Consider the following 20,987-nt stretch of genomic DNA (forward strand, 5'->3'; position numbering starts at 1 on the left):
ACACTTAAGTTAAATTATCATGCAAATCAAACAACAATTACTTGCCCAGCACGTACAAAAAAAAATTGCGCCGCTCTATATGATTATCGGACAAGATAATTACTTGCTGGAAGATTCTTTAACTACCATAAAATCAGCAATAAAAAAAAATCATCATTATGATGAAAAAATCATATCCATCCAATCAGTAGAAGATTGGAATACTGTAAAAGAAGAAGCAAACAGTTATTCTTTATTTTCAGAGATAGTACTCTTAAATATTTTTTATGATAAAAAATCAATCGATGCTACTGGAAAAAAGATTTTAACTGAATACCTTGGCTCGATAAATTCACGCTGTTTTATTGTTATTCGAGCACCCAACATACCGGCAAGGCAATTGCAATGGTTGTCTTCACAGGAGCATGCCGCGCTTATTTTGGCCTATCCACTTAATTCGGATGCAATCATCAGTTGGATCGCTGCACAGTTAAAGAAAAACTCGATGAGCTATGATCCGCAAGTTCCCAATTTAATTCATCAATACACCCAAGGGAATATGTTGGCTTGCTCTCAAGTCATTGAAAAAATAGCTTTATCCTCAACCTCTGGCTGTAAAGTAGATACGCAAGAAGTATTAGAGCACTTATCCAATCAATGTGATCATGATCTTTTTGAATTAATAGATGCCTGCCTGCTAGGCCAAGGAGATAAAACGATTCAGATTTTACGTCATGCTGCAAATAATAAGACTGAAGCAACACTAGTCTTGTGGATGATCAGTCAAGAAATAAGATTAATTATGCAATTGCTCTATTTAATGGAGCAACAAGTAAATTTTCAGACTGCGTGTAACCAGTTAAAAATTTGGCCTCAACGTGTTAACCTTTATAAAATATGTTGTAACCGACTCAATAAAGCCACCTTACAACACTTACATCGATACTGTTATTCTATTGATGAACGGATTAAATCGAATCTAAATACTCAAGTATGGGGCGCCTTAGAAAATGCAGCTCTTTCACTATGTTTGGGGAATTTAATAGGTGACGCATGCACAGCATAGCTATTTTTGGCGGTACATTTGATCCCATACACAATGGTCATTTACAAACCAGTATAACAATACAAACACATTTTAAATTTGATTCTTATATTTTTCTTCCTTGCAAAACACCAACGATAAAGCCTCCTACGCTTGCCAGCAATGAACAGAGAGTAGAAATGGTCAAGCTGGCAATAAAGAACATACCAGACTTTAAGATCGATTTACGCGAGATAGAGCGTAACACTCCATCCTATATGGCTGAAACATTAAAAAGTTTCCGAATGGAATATCCTAACTCATCCATAACATTAATTATTGGGTATGATGCTTTTCTCTCACTACCTCAATGGTATCAATGGGAAAAAATTATTACTTTAGCTAATTTGTTGGTAATCAATAGAGATGAGTTCCACAATCATTCCCTTCCAGAAACAATGAACAATTTTTTAGAAAAATATAAAATTAAGAGTAAAATTGAACTCTTAAGCACTCAGGCTGGATGTATTTTTTTATTTAATGCAGGTACTTACGAAATTTCATCCACTTCAGTTCGTGAAGAAATAAAAAAGGGAGCTGATGTAAAAAACAAGCTCCCATATATTGTCTATGAATACATTAAGTCTCAGGGACTATATCAATCAGTTTAAAAGATTCGTTGACTGATACTGTTTGTTTTGCTTTATTAATAATTCCCGGTAAGTACCCCGAAACCCAGTTTATGACCGGTAGTAGCTGATTATAAACTCTGGAACCTTGCACATATTGAGTATATGGCAAAGAAGTCATACTGAGTACTGAGAAGACCAGGGAAATAATAAAAACTCCACGAGCGAAACCAAAAAAGCCGCCTAAGACTTTATCCATAGCCCCTAGGCCACTTCCCCTTAAAAAGAGGCCGAGTATCGCATTGGCAATACCACCAGTAATTAAAACGCCCAGAACAACAATAACAAAACCCGCTATGCTACGAGCCGTCGGATCTTGAATATAAGGTTGCAGATAAGGGCTAAGAGCGCCCGAGTAGTGGTAACCAGCCCATACAGCTAATATCCATACTCCTAAGGCAATAAACTCTTTAATAAATCCCCGGAGCAAACCAGTAATAGTGGATAGCCCTATTACTATGACTAAAATGATATCAATCCATTGATATTGCATTAGCTAACTCCGGTATTGACTACAAAACCATTCAACTGCATGGCGCTTGCCAATTGAGTTTTTAATTTCATCACATCACTTTTAACCGGTGAATGACCTGCATAAACCTTATAAATAGTACCTTGTCTTCCAGCGATTTTGGTATAACTTGCTTTATAACCTTTGCTGTGTAATTTATTAACCAAAGCTTGGGCATTAGTCAACTTTGAAAATGAAGCCAGTTGCACAGCATAAATATCCTTTTTATTCAAACTTCGTATTGTAGATACATTTGCCTTGGCTACATTTGGCTTGCTTATCGGCTTCGCTTTTACTTGAGCAATCGCTTGAACTGGTTTAGCCACAGTTTTGGCTTGTTTTTTTACAACGTTATTTGCAGCATTACTTAGAGCCAACTCAATTGGTTTTGCTATTGCGTCAACTTTAGGCGCTGACACTACCTTAGCAACAGGGACAGCTGCATCCACAACTGCATTATCAGCTACCTGAATGGATTGAATAAAATCTTCCTTACCAAGATCAGAATTTTTCTGTTTCAAATCAGGAGTGTCAATCTTAGCTACTTTTATAGTTTTAAACATCTCCTTCTCATTAGTCATCACTACATTAGGAGTTGTTGGTTTGGGAGGTAACTGCACGTTGACACTAAAATTATTTTCAAGACGTTGACTCGACTTTTTCATCATCGCAGGTAGGAAAATTGCTCCTAATGATAAAACAACAGCCACACCAACTAAACGATGCTTTAGCTTCTCATCAATTACTAATTTCATTGAATCTCCTATTAGCCATAACATGGCTCACAGTAAAAAAAGACCCGTAAATAACAATTAAGTCACCAGGTTTAGCTTGTTTCAATGCAGTTTCAAAAGCTACAAGTGGATTATTATAACAAATTTCCACAGGAATTTCTGCATCCTTAAAAAATGTAAGCAAGCAATCTGCAGTAGCAGCACGTTTGCCATCCAATTGTGCAGGATACCAACAATCGACGCAATCTTTTAATGGCAAAATCAAACCCAAAATATCTTTATCTTTTAAAGCAGAAAATACCGCATGTACTTTTGCTTTTTGCAATCTGTGTAAATTATCAGCGAGCAGCTTTACTGATTGAGGATTATGAGATACATCAAATAATATACTTACTGTGTCCTCATGTAATTGCAAACGACCTGGAATAAAAATACGCTGCATTGCAGTTTGAAAATGAGTATGCGCCACCGGTAGCACATCCGCTAATAACAGACATGCAGTAATTGCGGCAGCTGCTGACTTCAATTGTATTGAAGGTTTAGGCAATCCAGAAACTGAAGTAAGTGTAAGCTGTTCGTTGTAATGGAGACTCCAGACAGAGTCTTGCTCCTGAATCACAAACCCCTGCCCGTAAAAATAAGCAGGTGCAGAAAGTTGCATTGCAGCGTTAGTGATTGACGAGGGTGGATTAATATCAGCATAAATAAAAGGCTTTCCAGGACGGAGAATCCCTGCTTTCTCATAACCAATCGCATCAAGCGTAGTACCTAAATAGTCCTGATGATCAAAATCAATCGTAGTAATTATAGATAATTCTGCATCAACAATATTAGTAGCATCCAAGCGCCCGCCCAGTCCCACTTCAAGAATAATAATATCTAAGTCCATTTTTTTGAAATACCACAATGCGGCCAAAGTAGTCATTTCAAAATAAGTCAGGGAGGTTTTTTCGCGCGCTGCATCAATAATACTAAAAGCCTGGCATAAATCATCATCAGCAATAGGAGATAAATTCACACGAATACGTTCATTAAACTGAATAAGATGTGGTGAAGTGTAAGCACCTACCTTATATCCCGCAACATGATAAATCGTTTCAAGAGAAGTTACGGTTGAACCTTTTCCATTAGTGCCAGCAACCGTAATCACTGGACAACCTGGATGATGTAAGCCTAATTTTTTCGCAACTTCCGAGATACGAGTCAAACCAAGCTGTATTTCTTGAGTATTTCTAGTTTCTAAATCATGTAACCATTCATCAAGAGACTTCTTTTGATTCGCAACTGAAGAGGAAAACTGCTGCGTCGATTCGTTGCCCAAATCCTCATGTACTGTAGCGTACATTCCGTCTTTGCGCTCCGCATCGTCTTGTGCTTCGCTCTCTTCAGTGCGTTTTGTAAGTGGGTTAATAGGATGCGGTTTTGACAACTGAATCCCCTGAGCCTTTACGCGTTAATTTAGATATCAACTCTGCAACAACTGGGCGGATATCTTTGCGTTCGAGAATCATGTCAATATGTCCATGTTCCAATAAAAACTCACTTCGCTGAAAGCCTTCGGGTAAGGTTTGTCTTACCGTTTGCTCAATAACTCTTGGACCAGCAAAACCAATTAATGCATTCGGTTCAGCAATAATTACGTCACCAAGGCTTGCAAAGCTTGCAGAAACACCACCCATTGTTGGATCAGTTAGAACAACAATAAAGGGCATTCCTGTCTTTGCAAATTTTGCAAGAGCTGCAGAAGTTTTAGCCATTTGCATTAAGGAAAACAATCCTTCTTGCATACGTGCACCACCACTCGCAGTAAAACAAATATATGGACGTTGTTCTTTTGTCGCAGTTTCAACTGCCCGAACAAATTTCTCCCCCACTGTCGCTCCCATGGAGCCACCCATGAAATTGAATTCAAAAGAACCAACAACCACAGGCTGCTGCAACAAAGTTCCTTTGACAATAACCAAAGCCTCTTTCTCGCCAGTTGCTTTTTGAGCTTGTGAAATTCTGTCTTTATATTTTTTTGAATCTCTAAACTTTAATCGGTCTTGGGGTTCTAATGATGCAGCGATCTCTTCTTGACCACCTTCATCAAGAAATTGCTGAATTCGAACACGCGCTGATATCCTGTGATGAAAATTACAGGATGGGCAGACCATTAAATTTCTTTCTAATTCAGTACTGTAAAGAACTTCATTACACCCTAAACATTTAAGCCATAAACCTTCAGGAACTCCCTTTTTTTGGGAAGAATCAGTACTTACTCTCGAAGGCAATAGTTTTTTAAACCAACTCATAATTGGAACCTAATATTATAGAATCACAATATTATACACAGAAAAAAATATTCTTAAATCTATATCAAGGATGGCTTGCTGCTTTTCTCATTAGGTAGCCCGGATTAACCCATATCTTTGCCATAATTCCCACCACAACGAGGGATCTACAAAGCACTACCGCGTAGAGTTCCCAGTTGTATTTGAGATCGTTGGACTTTTTCGCTATGCATCGACCAAGTATTTTTTTAGTAATCCTATAGAGCAACAAAGTAGAAATTCATAGAAACAACAGATTAACGCTCAATCCTTCCCATATTTTTAGCTAAATCATTAGTAAACTCATACAGAATATGACATCCAAATACCAAATTGCACAAAAATACAACTCATTAATTCTAATAAATAAATTTCCCCTATTTTTGAAAAAAAATAGTGATAAGCCTAAAGTTTTCCGCATTCTGTCCGATAACATTTTTGCGTACGGTAAATTCACGCGTAAAAAGGAATTTGCCAATTACAAATGTCCCAAACCAGGGATTCAGGTCTGAGGAGACTATAATTATGGCTCAAATTATTAATACCAACGTACCGTCGTTACTTGCACAGCGTAACTTATCTAAATCCAGTGACGCGATGGCTACTGCGATACAAAGATTATCATCTGGTCTAAAAATTAATAGTGCGAAAGATGATGCGGCAGGTCTTGCAATTGCAACAAATATGACATCACAGATTCGCGGTATGGACCAAGCAGTGAAAAACGCAAATGACGGTATTTCATTGGCACAGGTAGCTGAAGGTGCAATGCAAGAGTCAACTGACCTCTTACAACGCATGAGAGAATTAGCACTTCAATCTGCAAACGGAACCTACAGCCAAGCAAACCGTGACGCGTTACAAAATGAAGTGAACAACCTTTTGAGTGAAATGGACGATATTGCCCACAATACTCAATTCAACGGTCAAACAATATTGAACGGATCATACACCAATGCTTCACTGCAAATCGGTGCTAACTCTGGTGAGACCATTACATTTTCTATCAACAGTGTTGCATCTGCTGATATAGGTCATATTGCTTACCAAACAGGAACTACAGTAAGCGGTAATGCTGCAAGTGATATTACGATTGCTCTTGGCTCTAGTGCAGCAGTCAGCATTGGATCTTCTGCAAACTATATCGGTGCAGCAGCTAGCCAGGACAGCACTTCAGCTTTTGCTAAAGCAGCAGCACTTAACGCGGCAGGTATTTCTGGTCTAACTGTAACTGCTTCAACAAGTGGCAGCGCAACCGTCGGGGCTATTGGTGGTGCAGCCGGCGATACTTATAACCTGAGTATTAATGGAGTTAACATATTTATTAACCAAGACGTGTCTACTGCATTAAGCAACAACTCGCTTTTAGACGCAATTAATGCTTCAAGCCAACAAACTGGTGTGGTAGCCACACTTAATGGCGGTAGTATGACCTTAACTGCAGCAGATGGAAGAAATATTGACGTAACAGAAACTGGTACTGGATTTACAGCTGGTACAAACGGACTAAGTGTTACTGGCGGTGCATTTGCTACAACTTTACGTGGAAATATCACTATGAGTGCGGCAGAAGCCATTACTGTCGGCGGAACAGCAACAGATATTGGCTTATCTAGTGTGAGCGTGGACACTAGTGGGGTTAATATAATTGATATCACTACTCAAGCTGGTGCAGAAAAAGCCATATTGAGAATTGGTGCTGCTTTGGACAGTATTACGACTAACCGTTCATCATTAGGTGCGATGCAAAACCGACTTGATGCAACAGTAAATAATCTGCAAAACGTATCTGATAATATGTCTGCTGCGCGTAGCCGTATTCAAGATACCGATTATGCAGCAGAAATGGCTAGTTTAACTAAAAACCAAATCCTGCAACAAGCTGGAACAGCAATGTTGGCGCAAGCAAATTCAATGCCACAATCTGTTCTTTCCTTGTTAGGATAGTTGTAACAAAAGAAGTAAAAAACCGAAATGCGGCATTTGCCGCTTTCGGCTTATTTGTATCCCAATGATTAAAGATACAAATCAAGGGAAAGGAGTAAAAAATGACTATGGAATCGATTCCTCCAGCAAATAATAAATTGCTACAGACAGATTCAGCCAAATTAAAGGACAAAAACATTAAGCCTGTGACCAAATGCGCCACATCGGATCTTAATTTGGATATTGATTCGAAACAAGCCATAGATAATGCCACTGGTCTTCTGCAAACTATTGTCACTGACAAAATCTCGGCAAAGATAATTCGCAAAATACCCTCAGACGAATATTTGCATTTACTACACTTGCTTGATGGGATAATTAGTGGTTCTATAGATAAACATGTTTGATGCAATTTATGGATAAAATGTAATTTCAGAGGAAATTATTAAAACAGAAAAGGGAATGCTATGGGTCTATCAACGCCAGGTATTGGATCAGGTTTAGACATTAAAGCAATGGTTGAAGGGATGGTGAAAGCAGATCTCATGTCAATTCAGCTAAAACATGATAAAAAACTTAATTCAGTCGCTACTGAATTGTCTGCATTTGGGCAATTAAAAAGTGCCATATCAACCTTTCAAACGAGTCTTAACTCCCTATCTTTTGCTAGTGAATTTAATCAAATGAATTGTACAATCAATGAAACCGGATATGTTGCTGCATCAGTTACAGGAACAGGGGTTGCAGTTGATGGTTTATATCAAATACAAGTTCAACAATTAGCTCAAGCACAAAGCCTTGCCAGTGCTTATTTCGCCAACAGCACTACTGCTGTGGGTAGTGGCAGTATCACCATTAACTTTGGCACATACAGCAACAGCAATACAACGTTCACGCAAAATACAACAGTTCCTCCTGTAACAATTAATATAGCTTCAGGAAATGACAGTCTCACTGCGGTTTGCGATGCAATTAACGCTGCGAACGCAGGTGTTACGGCATCGATTGTGCAAGATAGCCTTGGCTCAAGATTAACCCTAACCTCATCAGAAACAGGTGAGAATTATGCGATGCAAATTACAGGCAGCTTGACTGCTTTAAATTATGACCCAACAACAAGCAATACTCAGTTAACTCAAACCATGGCCGCGCAAAACAGCCTAGTAAAAATTAATGGATTAGTTCTAAATGAAAACAGCAATCAAATTGAAGGAGCGATATCAGGAATCACTCTTGATCTACAACAAGCTGATCCAGCAACAACAGTAACTTTGACTGTAAAAAAAGATGTAGAGCATGCCAAAGGCTTAATTAATGATTTCGTCAAAAAATATAATGATTTTATGAAATTCATCACCAACTTAACTGGTTTCGATATGCAGACCAGAAAAAAAGGCGTGTTACAAGGTGACAGTAAGCTTAGAGAGTTAAAAACCAACTTATATAACTTGGCCACCAGCCCATTAACTTCTGTTGGACCAATCCAAAGTCTCGCTGACTTAGGTATTACCTCCGATAAACATGGTTTATTACAAATTGACCCGGATATGTTGAATGAGGCCATTGATAATAATTATCAAGCTATAGGTAACTTATTTGCAAAACAAATTACAGCGACTGATCCCAATATTAAACTCAACTCTTTAGACACTGAGGTCGCTGCAGGTTCATATGATGTTATATTGAGCGAATATACTCCTGGGGTAAGTATGTCAGGGACTATAGGTGGCATTTTAGCCAACTCCCCAGATGGAGTTACTCTAAATGGTACAGGCGATTTCAGTACATTATCGATCGACGTGCTTTCAGGATTAGTGGGAAATCGAGGCCAAATTATCGTTAGCGATGGTTTAGCCTCATTGATCGATGGCTATTTAGACTCCTTGGTGGATGATGATGGCGAAATTGAAGAACGAATAGACCGTTTAAACGATCAAGCAAAACAATTAGATGAAATGCAAATACGCATTAACGAACGCAGCATTACTCTAGAAAAAAGATACTATAAGCAATGGAATGCTGTGGATCTCTTAATTTCACAGATGCAAAACACCAGCAATACACTGACTCAAATCTTGTCGAACCTACCCAAATTGAAAACCAAATAATTGGAGCATCATTAATGAAAAAACCCTATCAACAAGTTATAAATCAATATAAAACCATTGAACTACAGACTCGTATTGATACAGCCTCTCCACATGAATTAATTAATTTATTGCTGCAAGGTGCACGAACTCATATTGCTACAGCTCAAGGCAATATTGATCGCAATGAAATTCAAGAAAAAGGAGAGCATATTAGTAAAGCATTAAGTATTATTGAAGGTTTAAAAACCAGCCTAAACCGTGAACAAGGTGGGGAAATAGCGGAAAATTTACTCCAATTATACGGACATATTGAGTTTTTGTTGTTAAAAGCCAACCTTAATAATGACAAAGAACTGCTGACACAATCTAATTCATTGCTTGCACAGTTGCATGAGGCATGGCAAAGAATAAGCCCCGATAATCTAGAGTCTGACTCATCGCTCTCTTAATTATAGATACTGAAACTTAATAAGCATTGTACCTGGGTGCAGCGCAGCGGAACCCGGGAGCCGTATTACATCATTCCAGGGTTCCGCTGCACTGCACCCAGGCTACAAAAACACACCTAGTATCCCTTAACCGTCATTATTGGCATTGAGTCAACATAAGCCTACCATCATTTAAATCAATAGGGTCAACTCACTGAAATAACTACAAAACTTTATTTTAAAAATTACTGCAGATTTGCAATTTTATGCTAGACTTTACCACGAGTGGTTGCTGTATATTCCACGTTTTGTTGTTTAAACATCAATCAAAGGAAGACTATTTAAATGGAACAATTAAAACAAACCTTTTTAAAATCCACCCTTGTAGTTGCCTTATTCGCATCAAGCTCTGTTTTTGCAGCTGGTGTTACAAGTGGACAACTCGTCATAATTAATGGTCTCGGGAATGCCGACTCCTCTTCAGGCTACCCAGGAAGTACAGCTTCGAGTATTTCTGTAGTAGTATCAGACAGTACAGGACCATGCTCAACTACTGCAACAGTTGCTTATTATGGTACAGTAACTGTCAAATGGTCTGCTTCAAATACCCATAGTTCAACTTCTTGTACTGGTATTACTTCAGTAGCAGTAACACCTCTTAAAACATCAATCGGTACTGTTTCAACTGTAGTTTATGACAGTGTGACTACCACAACAGTTCCTGCAACTACAGCAACAGCAGTATCCTTCACTCCTCCTACTACAGCTTATGCTAACATAGCACTTCTTGTTACTGGAGCTGGAACTCCAGCTTCAGCTGTTACAGCATCTGCTACAGCATGGGGTGTAGGTGCAGCAGCAGCTCCAGTTTTTGACACAGCTAATGGTGCTCTAACTACTGTAGGTATTCCAGGTGCTACAGGTCTATATGGAATCAGAGCAGAAGAAATTATGAGACATTTTGCAATTATGCCGTTTCTGGGTTAACAATTAATTAAAAAACACAGATCCTTGAGTTGTTAGGCCAAATGCTTCAACTCATTGCCCCCAATTTACAAGGGTTTGTGTTTTTTATCTAAAGGCAGCTAACACCAGATGAGTTTCTCCTGAATTTTTTTAATCTTATCGTTGTTTTCTCATTTTTTCACTAAGGATTATCCTTATTATTTCTCCCTATAAATGCTAGCTTTTTACTCAATATCCTTTTTTACTTAACATTAATTAACATCGAAATGCTGGTTTTCATTCCAACTCGCATTATCAAGAACTAGCATAAAAATAGAGCTCATCAAATTTAAAGTTATTTTTAAAAGTGTCGCTATAGAGAGTACAACGACTCAAATTGAGATCATGTTATGAAAATTATGATATCAATGACCGTCTCAATTGCTTTACTAACGGCCAGCCAATTCGCTTTTTCCTATACGCGATATGGTGAAACTTTATGTAATTCACCTGATTATTTTTGTATGAAAGTTAAAAATGGTGAAAGCTGGGAAAAACTATTTCCTAATACTGAAGAACGAGATATGGTTCGACGAATTAATCGCATGAATATTTCATTGCGCTCCGGAATGACGATTGCTGTACCTAAAAATATCGATCGCTTAACTATCTATGACGTTTCTCCCTTTCCACGGTATATTGACTCTGAAGGAGAGAAAACAATTTATGTAAGCCAAAAAAAATTGGCTTGGGCTGCCTATGATCAAGATGGAGAATTACTTTGGTGGGGGCCAATTTCTTCGGGGATAGGAAAGTGTCCAGGGGTCATAGGTGGTTGTGGTACACCTACAGGTTCATTTCGTATTGTGCGTAAACAAGATATAGATTGCGTATCTACGGTATTCCCGAGAAGAGCTGATGGCAATGATGGAGGTGCGCTAATGCCCTATTGCATGCATTTCTTTAGAGGTTATGCATTACATGGAAGTTATGATGTGCCAGGTTTTAGAGCAAGTCATGGTTGCATTAGAATGTTCATTGAAGACGCACGTTGGCTAAATGAAGAGTTTGTTGATCTACCCGGTGATGGCATGAAAGGTACTCGTGTTATCATTGATCCTACTGATGACCCAAACGAGCAATAGACAAATTATAGACAAACTGTTAATATTTTACATGGTGAAATTTATATATTTGTATGATAACGTTGCCCGTTGACTTCGTGATTTAAAAAACTGCATAGAGTACGCTATGGTCAGAAAAAAGTAACCGTTTGCTTGAATCTCGGGAAACAGTTGGATTTGAGCGCAGATTGCGCCAAATTACAGCTACTCAATGAATAGGGCTTGAGCTCTTACAAAAAAGTGCGGGTTGAGTAGGCTACATCTGGACATCTTTTTCGATTGAAGAATGTTTCAGAATAATTGGTCAAAATAATGCTAAGCGCTTATTTTATGCCAAAGTAGTAATACAAAATCAATCCATGTAGATGAATTTGGAGAATGATAAAAGCATGGCACATTACAATACACGATCCGAATCAGCAGTTAGCTTTGGGATGCAGTCGATAATGCCTTGGATGGTATGGGGCTTGGGTTGTTTATTTTACTTTTATGAATGTCTTTTACAAGTATCCCCTAGTGTTATGAGTAACGAATTAATGAGAGATTTCTCAGTTACCAGTCAAACATTAGGAATTCTATCTGGTGTCTATTTTTATTCTTATGCAGCGATGCAATTACCTGGTGGCGTATTAATGGACTATTTTGGTCCACAACGATTGTTAACACTAGCGACTATTGTTTGTGCAATAAGCACTATCGCCTTTGGAATGACCAATAACTTTTTTATGGCGTGTGTCGCACGCTTGATGATAGGTTTTGGTTCAGCCTTTGCAGCTGTAGGTACGATGAAACTCGCTGCAAATTGGTTCCCTGCTCAACGTTTTGCTCTGCTGACGGGTCTTATGGTTACCATAGGAATGTTAGGAGCAATTGGTGGTGAAGCACCGTTAGCATTATTAGTTGATAGTTTTGGCTGGCGCCATAGCATGCTCATTATGGGGACTATTGGTCTTGTTCTTGCTGTTTTAATTAGCATCATTGCTAAAGATACTCCTAAGAATCATGAAATTGCCCATCAACATCCTATCGAAGAAGAACACCTAATCCCCAGTTTATTAACGCTAATAAAAAATAAGCAACTTTGGTTGGTTGCTTGCTATGGGGGGTTAATGTATATGGCCACTCCTGTTTTCTGTGGGCTGTGGGGTGTTCCTTTCCTAATGACTAAAATGATGATCACCAAAACAACTGCAGCAAACTATATTTCCTTAGTTTTCATCGGCTGGGCAATTGCTAGTCCATTATGGGGAATATTTTCGAATCGTATTGGCTTACGCAAACCACCTATGTACATTGGATGCATTGGTGCGCTTATCTGCTCTACGATTTTTATTTTTGCCCCAATTAATAATGCAATATATATGGAAATTTTGTTGTTTGCATTTGGTATATTTTCCGCAGGTTTTTTACCTGCATTTACTGTAGCCAAAGAATTATGCAATAAAAAATATGTCGCTACCGGTTTAAGCTTTATGAACATGATGAATATGATAGGCATTGCATTAGCACAGCCACTTATTGGTTTCGTCCTGGATAGGATGTGGCAAGGAGAACTGAATGGAAATGTTCGAATATATCCATTAGAAGCGTACTATACCGGACTTGCTATTCTTCCTATAGGAATGCTTATTGCGCTAATTATTTTACCAAAAATTAAAGAAACTTATTGCCAAAGTGTACATTAATGGAATAATACGTGACTTCCTGGGGTATAATAACCTGGGTGCAGCAAAGCGAAACTCAGGTTTTCCTGTCGCAGATTATGCATGCACTCAAATACATTTTTTAAAGTAGATTTGATATGGCTAAAAAACTATACATCAAGACCAACGGCTGCCAAATGAATGAATACGATTCAACTAAAATGGCAGAAGTTTTGCAGCAATCACATGGCTTAGTCAAAACGGAGCATCTAGAAGAGGCAGATGTAATATTGCTTAATACATGCTCTATTCGTGAAAAAGCACAAGAAAAAGTTTTTTCCCAATTGGGACAATGGCGTGAATATAAAGCAAAAAACCCACATGTGGTTATTGGTGTCGGTGGCTGCGTTGCAAGCCAAGAAGGTGAGGCAATCATTAAAAGAGCCCCATTTGTCGATATCGTTTTTGGCCCTCAAACCCTACACAGACTTCCAGCATTGCTCAATGAGCGTGCAGAAAAGAAAAAACCCGTGGTTGATATCAGCTTCCCTGAAATTGAAAAATTTGACCATTTACCGCCACCAAGAGCCGAAGGTCCAACTGCATTTGTCTCGATTATGGAAGGTTGTAGTAAATACTGCAGTTTCTGTGTTGTCCCTTATACCCGTGGTACTGAAATTAGTCGCCCTTTTGATGATGTACTTGCTGAGTGTTATCAATTGGCCACACAAGGTGTTAGAGAAATCAATTTATTAGGACAAAATGTTAATGATTACCGAGGCGTGATGGAACATGGTGATATCGCTGACCTGGCACTTTTAATTCATTATCTTGCTGCTATAGAAGGTATAGATAGAATTCGTTTTACAACCTCACATCCTTTGGCATTCTCAGATAATTTAATTAACGCTTATGCAGAAGTACCGGAATTGGCAAATCATTTACATCTGCCGGTACAAAGCGGTTCTGACCGCATTTTAGGTTTGATGAAACGAGGCTATACAGCGTTGGAATTCAAATCCAAGATTAGAAAATTACGTAAAGTACGCCCTGATATTCGTTTATCTACAGACATTATCGTTGGTTTCCCTGGAGAAACAGATAAAGATTTTCAAGACACTATGGATTTGGTTCATGAAATTGGTTTCGATACCTCTTTTAGTTTTATTTATAGTCCAAGACCGGGTACACCAGCAGCGAATTTGCCTGATGACACCCCATTGGAAGTGAAAAAACAACGGCTGCAGATATTACAAAATAGACTAGTACTAAACGCTTCTCGTTATAGCCAATCGATGGTTGGCAGTACACAAAAAATATTAGTTACTGGCCATTCTAAAAAAGACTCCCAACAACTGTCCGGGCGCACTGAATGCAATCGAGTTGTGAATTTTGATGGCCCAGCTCATTTAATAGGTCAATTCGTCAATGTGCAAATCAATGATGCCTTACCTAATTCATTACGAGGGCGTCTCAGCGAAGTTGAGATTGAAACAATTTAATGATAGAGCATATTCACAAACAATTAACGGTTCCACGCGAGTACCATAATCAACGTATTGACAGTGTACTCGCCCACCTACTCCCTGATTATTCGCGTTCACAAATTAGCAATTGGATTAAAAGCGGTACAATAACACTCAATCAGAAACCATGTAAGCCTAAAGACAAGGCGTTGGACGGGGATTACATTGAGGTCAATGTTAATTTCACGTTAATGGATAATGATTTTAATCATTGTGCCCCTGAACAAATTCCTTTAAGTATTGTTTATGAAGATGACGACATTTTAGTACTCAACAAACCTGCAAACATGGTCGTTCATCCAGGCGCGGGAAATAGAGAGCATACTTTAGTAAATGCTTTGTTACACCATGCCCCTTCCTTACACCATTTACCTAGAGCAGGCATTATTCATCGCTTAGATAAAGATACAACCGGTCTTTTAGTCGTGGCAAAAACATTACCGGCACATACTGCTTTAATACGCCAAATGCAGGCACGCGATATTCAACGTCATTATATTACTTTGGTACAAGGGCATATTATTTCAGGTGGTACGATTGATACTGGTTTTGGTCGACACCCACGAAATCGGTTAAAAATGGCCGTGCAAGAGCACGGTAGACAAGCAGTAACTCATTATGCAGTAAAAAAACAATATCAAGATTTTACTTTACTGGATGTCCAGCTGATGACTGGACGCACTCATCAAATTAGAGTTCATTTGTCTTATATCAATCATCCTGTTGTTGGAGACTCGCTTTATGGTGGTCGGATGCGTGTTCCAGCTCATGCGACGGAGCAGTTACGCACTCTAATCCAAGATTTTAAAAGACAGGCACTGCATGCACGTACACTCTCATTTTATCATCCACAAACAGAAAATGAGTTGACGTTTACAGCGCCAATACCTGATGACTTTCAACTTCTTCTTAACACATTGGACGAGCATTATGAAGAATAACCTAGCAAATTGGCCTGCGCCAAAAAATATCACCGCCTTGAGCACAACTCGTCTATCAGGGTATAGCCAAGCACCTTATGACAGCAATAATATGGGTTTGAATGTGGGTGATAACGATCAGCACGTGTTGCAAAACCGACAGCAGCTTATAGAGGTGTTGCACCTGCCCGGCGAGCCCCAATGGTTACATCAAACACATGGTACTCATTGTGTTATTGCCGAAGAGGATCCGAATCGAAATGCGGATGCTTCCATATCCCGCTCTATGAATCACCCTTTAGTTATTCTTACTGCCGACTGCCTGCCCATCATGCTTTCTAATGTACAAGGCACTGAAATTGCAGCGGTTCATGCTGGCTGGAAAGGATTAGCTCATGGAATTATTGAACATACCCTTGATAAAATGAACAGTCTGACATCTGATATAATAGCCTGGATAGGCCCATCAATTTGTCAAAAATGTTATGAAGTTGGCGAAGAGGTATACCAAACGTTTACCGATACTTATCCTTTAAGTAAACAAGCATTCAAACCTGTAAATGGAAAATGGTTGGCTAATTTACCCCTTATCGCTGAAATTGTTTTAACTAAAAGAGGCATTAAAGCTGTATATCAGTCTGGATTATGTACTTTTGAGTTAAAAAATGAGTTGTATTCCTATCGAAGAACATCACAAACAGGTAGAATAGCTACCTTAATCTGGTTTAATGATCAACCTCAGGACTAATAATTATGATAAAACATATCAAATTCATTATAAGTACCCTGCTTCTTGTAACAGCCTCATCAACTTATGCGGCAAACGAAGCAGCAGCCCCTTCCCCTACGCCTATGCCCAGTTTGGCTCCGGCTCTAAAAAACATTATGCCTGCGATTGTCAATGTTGCAGTACAAGGCTATTTACCTCCTAGTGAAGCTCAAAACAACAAAAAGCAAGGACCAAATTCTGAAAAAGGACGTAAATTTGAAAGCATAGGCTCTGGTGTCATTGTTGATGCGCAAAACGGGATCATCATAACTAATGATCACGTAATTCGTAATGCGAATCTTGTTACCATTACGTTACAAGATGGTCGACGTTTAAAAGCAAAACTGATCGGTAGTGATAGTGAAACTGATTTAGCCATATTAAAAATTACTGCTACCAATTTAAAATCCCTGCCTATAGGTGATTCGGATCAACTGCAAGTTGGTGATTTTGTAGTGGCTATTGGTAATCCTTTCGGTTTAAACAGTTTTGGCAACAGCCAGTCTGCAACATTTGGTATTGTCAGCGCATTAAAACGCAGTGATTTAAATATTGAAGGCGTAGAAAACTTTATTCAAACTGACGCAGCAATTAACCCAGGTAATTCTGGTGGTGCGCTGGTTAATACAAAAGGGGAGTTGATCGGAATTAATACTGCAATTCTTTCTCCTTATGGCGGTAACGTGGGAATTGGTTTTGCCATACCCATCAACATGGCAAAAGATGTTGCCCAACAAATAATTAAATTTGGCTCAATTCATCGTGGCTTAATGGGTATATTTGTTCAACATCTCACGCCAGAACTTGCCCATTCATTAGGATATGCTGAAGATTTTCAAGGTGCGTTGGTATCACAGGTTAATCCAAACTCGCCTGCTGAACGTGCTGGTTTAAAAGCGGGCGATATCATTACCCAAATTAACAATACAAAAATCACGCAAGCGACTCAGGTCAAAACAACCATTAGTCTCTTACGCGTCGGCTCCAATGTTAAAATGATGGTACAACGTGATGGCAAGACAATCACCTTGGATGCGGTCGTAACCGACATTAAATCTCATGAACAAAAGCTTCAATCAGAAAATCCTTTCCTTTACGGACTGGCATTAAAAAGCTTTGAACAAGAAACCCCTCCTCACGGTAATGTGATCGGCGTACAAGTCGTCGGCGCTTCAGAAACAAGTGCAGGATGGCGTGCAGGTTTAAGACCTGGGGACATTATTATCTCTGCTAATAAAACTCCAGTTAAAGACGTTAAATCGCTACAACAAGTTGCGCAACAGAAAAAACAAGAATTGTTGGTTCAAATATTACGTGGACCAGGCGCTATGTACTTATTGATTATCTAATTTTAAGTACTTTGTAGCCCCGGATTAACGCAACATAATCCGGCTACGTCAGCAAGTGTAGGCTGGGCTGTTAAGCCCAGCACGCGCTGAATTAATTCTCCAAAATGTCTATTCACAAAATCCATCTCTGTAGACCAATTAACAAATACTTATCCATTGTTCTTAAGAAAGATATTGGTGTTGTTAATGCAGGGCTTAGCAGTCCAGCCTACGGTTATTTAGTTTTGTCAACGAATTACCTAACGCCTACAATCCCGCCCCAGGCACAACACTTGGGCTAGCCCTTTTGTCTTAATGGGTTGTATAAAAAATTTATAAAAAAGCACGATAAAAGCCCACTTTACTTATAATCAGAAAAAAATCAAAAAAAATAGATTAACAGACTTGACAACTTTCCATTAAAACGACAAAATCACGCCTCTTGTGGCTATGTAGCTCAGCCGGTTAGAGCGCGGCACTCATAATGCTGAGGTCGGTGGTTCGAGTCCACCCATAGCCACCATCAAAATCAAATTTATCCCGAAAACATGCATCTTCCCAATCTTGGGAAACACCTTTAAAGAAAAAGCGCCTAACACCAACTCTGTAACTGTTGAAACTCTGCAACAAGATATATAAGATAAAATGTTGGGTCAAAATAACTCAACCTACTTAAAATGCAATCTTCTGGCTGATATATAGTTATTAAAGGAGTAATAAACATGCCTGGACTTGGTTCTCATTTAGATCTACATAATGATAATGACACTTCATCGAGTGCTTATAATCTTTTGTACCTACTTTTTGCGCTCGCTACACTCACGTATTTACTTGCAAGATACTTTGAGTCTCGTAATCGCCTTAACTATGAAAGCCGCTCTGCTCGTATAATATCCGGTTTAATAAAGACTACGACGGACTTGTTGCATACCAAAAGCGACGATATAAAGATTACCGACTATGAAGGTCAAATCATTGCAGTAGGACCACATCGAACTGGTCTAGTGGACGGAGCTGTTGTTGCCTCAAAAATGGAAGGCATACCACCTCATGTTTTTGCCACAGATGACTATGATAAGATACCCGGAGTCCGTACTTTTCTGGATATGTTTCAAGCGATAACAATAAAATCTAAAGCAAGTAAAAGTAGTGATGGGCGATCGGCTAATGCCGAAGCACTAGAAAAAGCTGGGCAAATACTTAGAGAAAAAGGCTGCTTAGCACTCTTCCCTCAAGGTAATCTTGCAAAAATAGGCCAAGAGCCACACAGAGTCTATGACGGAGCAGCCAAGCTTGCAGTGAAGAATAATGCAGCTATTCGTGTTCTTCGACTAGATGGTTTCTGGAGTGTGGATAACCCGCTCATTCCTGTATTTATTCGTAACAACTCTATTTATCGTGCATTAGGATCTTTTCTTCATATGAACAACGTACGCGTCACCGAGTGTTGTGTCATTGATTTCCACACCAAGCCTGGTAGTGAAAACCTAAGTGAGGTGGAGAAAATTGAGAAGATCTGTATGCAACTTTATGCATTCTACCGTCGTCCAGAGAACCTTACTGTGAAACAAATTCGTGCTATTGAAAAAGAAGTTGTTGATATTTCTGATAAAACGCATCACCTAATTTGGGCTAAAAAACTCAAACGTGATGGCTTAGTCAAGGAGCTCGCAACTTTAGAAACAGAAAGAGCCGAACTGGAAAAAACTGCTTTAACATCAATGAACGCGAGTCACTGAGCTAGTTAAGTAGTAGCCGCGACCTCAAATCCAAACTCACCATCGATGGTTGGGTCAAAATACCCAACCTACTTGCTACTGTATAAAGCAGCTGAACCACGAAAGCTTATTTACAACGATTCTATCTGATAAGGCTCTTAGAAAAACCCCACTCGCAAATAATAAGCCAACCATTTATTGTAGTGATAAACGCCAATCTGTTTCTTTTATACAGGGATCCGTCCCGGACCTCCACATAAATATTCTAAGGATACCTATCTCTTAAACTTTAGCCATTTGCATTTGGAGGATTTCCTCAATCCGTCTCTATCCATAAGCCTTCACCCAGGCTATTTTTTTGACTACCAGTAAGCTTAGATTTTGTAGTAGCAACATCAAATATCTGGCATCATTGTAAAACGAGATAAGCACAGGAATGAGTCATGGCCTCCAAACAAAGTACCGTTGATTTTATCATTGACCAAACTGCAACAGCAGGAATCGTATATGCGAAAAAAATGTTTGGTGAGTATGCCATTTATTGCGACAACAAAGTCATTGCTTTAGTTTGTGATGATCAATTATTTGTTAAACCCACTCATGCGGGTAAAACATTTATTAATAACTACATTGAAGGCATTCCCTATCCAGGTGCAAAGCCCTATTTATTCATCTCAGCTGAATTATGGGATGAAAATGAATGGTTGACTCATCTCTTTCAAATTACGGCATCCGAAGTACCCATGCCTAAGAAGAAAAAAACTATTAAAAAGTAATATCCCTATGAATCATCAAAGCTCCTTCAATTTTAAACCATTACATGAACAGGATATCAACCTTCTTTACCACTGGTTTCAGGAGCCGAACATTAATCGATGGTATGCTCGAGGTATGGTTTGGTCCCTTGACATGGTAACGAAGAAGTACTTACCAAGAATTTATGGTCAAGATAATGTTCCTAGTTTTATTGTTTACTTGGATAAACAAGCCATAGGCTTTATTCAATACTATTGTTTCAAAGATCATCTCCCTGAAGGTATTTCACATACCAAGAATGCTTTATTTCAAAAGTATCAACCGAATGAATTGGCAGGAGTGGATCTCTTTATTGCAGCAGGCGATAATCGCGGTAAAGGATTAGGCAAACACATGTTGGATATTTTTACAGAGAATCTACCTAACACGTTTCGTGCTGTTGTCGTTGATCCCGCAATTAATAATTACCAAGCAATTCACTGTTATGAAAAAGCCGGATTTCAACACACCGAATATAGTGAAGATAAAGATTATCTGCTCCTGCTGAAAACGTTACGCTAAGGCT

At 38.9% G+C, this 20,987-nt stretch carries 20 protein-coding genes and 1 tRNA gene; 17 read left to right on the forward strand and 4 right to left on the reverse strand.

The genetic code is table 11. From position 1 onward, the window contains the following. Positions 1–19 precede the first annotated feature (19 nt). Positions 20–1,045: a DNA polymerase III subunit delta gene (holA, locus tag BGO44_RS01640; RefSeq protein WP_058512407.1), complete on the forward strand. Its 1,026-nt coding sequence runs from the start codon at positions 20–22 to the stop codon at positions 1,043–1,045. Beyond that, positions 1,033–1,674, forward strand: coding sequence for a nicotinate-nucleotide adenylyltransferase (gene nadD, locus BGO44_RS01645; RefSeq protein WP_058512406.1), 642 nt, complete (start codon positions 1,033–1,035; stop codon positions 1,672–1,674). Before holA ends, nadD begins: the two co-directional genes overlap by 13 nt. Here the strand turns inward: nadD and BGO44_RS01650 are convergent. The 4 genes from BGO44_RS01650 to accD are packed head-to-tail and all read right to left on the reverse strand — an operon-like array spanning position 1,643 to position 5,231. Then, a complete protein-coding gene (locus BGO44_RS01650; protein WP_058512405.1) occupies positions 1,643–2,185 on the reverse strand; it encodes a CvpA family protein in 543 nt (180 codons plus the stop codon). The two genes, nadD and BGO44_RS01650, sit on opposite strands and share 32 nt — an antisense overlap. Further along, positions 2,185–2,958 (reverse strand): SPOR domain-containing protein, encoded by a 774-nt coding sequence (locus BGO44_RS01655; protein WP_058512404.1) that lies wholly within the window; start codon positions 2,956–2,958, stop codon positions 2,185–2,187. The genes BGO44_RS01650 and BGO44_RS01655 overlap by 1 nt, the downstream gene beginning before the upstream one ends. After that, positions 2,942–4,366, reverse strand: a complete 1,425-nt coding sequence (gene folC / locus BGO44_RS01660; RefSeq protein WP_273199163.1) for a bifunctional tetrahydrofolate synthase/dihydrofolate synthase — start codon at positions 4,364–4,366, stop codon at positions 2,942–2,944. The genes BGO44_RS01655 and folC overlap by 17 nt, the downstream gene beginning before the upstream one ends. Then, a complete protein-coding gene (gene accD, locus BGO44_RS01665; protein WP_058512403.1) occupies positions 4,344–5,231 on the reverse strand; it encodes an acetyl-CoA carboxylase, carboxyltransferase subunit beta in 888 nt (295 codons plus the stop codon). Before accD ends, folC begins: the two co-directional genes overlap by 23 nt. A 543-nt stretch (positions 5,232–5,774) precedes the next feature. Here accD and BGO44_RS01670 point away from each other — a divergent pair. From BGO44_RS01670 to BGO44_RS01740, 15 genes are all read left to right on the forward strand, one after another. Next, positions 5,775–7,196 carry a flagellin N-terminal helical domain-containing protein gene (locus tag BGO44_RS01670; protein WP_058512402.1) on the forward strand — a complete coding sequence of 474 codons (1,422 nt, stop codon included), beginning with the start codon at positions 5,775–5,777 and terminating at the stop codon, positions 7,194–7,196. A 101-nt stretch (positions 7,197–7,297) separates the two neighbouring features. Continuing rightward, entirely contained in the window at positions 7,298–7,582 is a 285-nt protein-coding gene (locus tag BGO44_RS01675; RefSeq protein WP_058512401.1) for a hypothetical protein, read from the forward strand. A 60-nt stretch (positions 7,583–7,642) separates the two neighbouring features. Continuing rightward, entirely contained in the window at positions 7,643–9,283 is a 1,641-nt protein-coding gene (gene fliD / locus BGO44_RS01680) for a flagellar filament capping protein FliD (protein ID WP_058512400.1), read from the forward strand. A 14-nt stretch (positions 9,284–9,297) separates the two neighbouring features. Continuing rightward, positions 9,298–9,714, forward strand: a complete 417-nt coding sequence (fliS, locus tag BGO44_RS01685; RefSeq protein ID WP_058512399.1) for a flagellar export chaperone FliS — start codon at positions 9,298–9,300, stop codon at positions 9,712–9,714. A 324-nt stretch (positions 9,715–10,038) separates the two neighbouring features. Next, positions 10,039–10,680 carry a hypothetical protein gene (locus BGO44_RS01690; RefSeq protein ID WP_058512398.1) on the forward strand — a complete coding sequence of 214 codons (642 nt, stop codon included), beginning with the start codon at positions 10,039–10,041 and terminating at the stop codon, positions 10,678–10,680. Between the two features lie 368 nt (positions 10,681–11,048). Next, positions 11,049–11,783: a L,D-transpeptidase gene (locus BGO44_RS01695; RefSeq protein ID WP_058512397.1), complete on the forward strand. Its 735-nt coding sequence runs from the start codon at positions 11,049–11,051 to the stop codon at positions 11,781–11,783. 368 nt (positions 11,784–12,151) lie between these two features. Continuing rightward, entirely contained in the window at positions 12,152–13,447 is a 1,296-nt protein-coding gene (locus tag BGO44_RS01700) for an MFS transporter (RefSeq protein WP_058512396.1), read from the forward strand. Positions 13,448–13,563: 116 nt separating this feature from the next. Beyond that, entirely contained in the window at positions 13,564–14,907 is a 1,344-nt protein-coding gene (miaB, locus tag BGO44_RS01705; protein ID WP_058512395.1) for a tRNA (N6-isopentenyl adenosine(37)-C2)-methylthiotransferase MiaB, read from the forward strand. After that, positions 14,907–15,872 carry a 23S rRNA pseudouridine(1911/1915/1917) synthase RluD gene (rluD, locus tag BGO44_RS01710; protein ID WP_273199155.1) on the forward strand — a complete coding sequence of 322 codons (966 nt, stop codon included), beginning with the start codon at positions 14,907–14,909 and terminating at the stop codon, positions 15,870–15,872. The genes miaB and rluD overlap by 1 nt, the downstream gene beginning before the upstream one ends. Next, positions 15,862–16,599 carry a peptidoglycan editing factor PgeF gene (pgeF, locus tag BGO44_RS01715; RefSeq protein ID WP_058512393.1) on the forward strand — a complete coding sequence of 246 codons (738 nt, stop codon included), beginning with the start codon at positions 15,862–15,864 and terminating at the stop codon, positions 16,597–16,599. Before rluD ends, pgeF begins: the two co-directional genes overlap by 11 nt. 5 nt (positions 16,600–16,604) lie before the next feature. Then, a complete protein-coding gene (locus BGO44_RS01720) occupies positions 16,605–17,969 on the forward strand; it encodes a Do family serine endopeptidase (protein ID WP_058512392.1) in 1,365 nt (454 codons plus the stop codon). A gap of 425 nt (positions 17,970–18,394) precedes the next feature. After that, a tRNA-Met gene (locus BGO44_RS01725) sits at positions 18,395–18,471 on the forward strand. 199 nt (positions 18,472–18,670) lie between these two features. Beyond that, complete coding sequence (locus BGO44_RS01730; protein ID WP_058512391.1) at positions 18,671–19,687, forward strand: lysophospholipid acyltransferase family protein; 1,017 nt, start codon at positions 18,671–18,673, stop codon at positions 19,685–19,687. 422 nt (positions 19,688–20,109) lie between these two features. Then, positions 20,110–20,442: a TfoX/Sxy family protein gene (locus tag BGO44_RS01735; RefSeq protein WP_058512390.1), complete on the forward strand. Its 333-nt coding sequence runs from the start codon at positions 20,110–20,112 to the stop codon at positions 20,440–20,442. Positions 20,443–20,449: 7 nt separating this feature from the next. Beyond that, positions 20,450–20,983 (forward strand): GNAT family N-acetyltransferase, encoded by a 534-nt coding sequence (locus BGO44_RS01740; protein ID WP_273199151.1) that lies wholly within the window; start codon positions 20,450–20,452, stop codon positions 20,981–20,983. The last annotated feature ends 4 nt before the right edge of the window (positions 20,984–20,987 follow it).

Source organism: Legionella sp. 39-23, assembly GCF_001897665.1.
GTDB classification, from domain to species: domain Bacteria; phylum Pseudomonadota; class Gammaproteobacteria; order Legionellales; family Legionellaceae; genus Legionella; species Legionella steelei.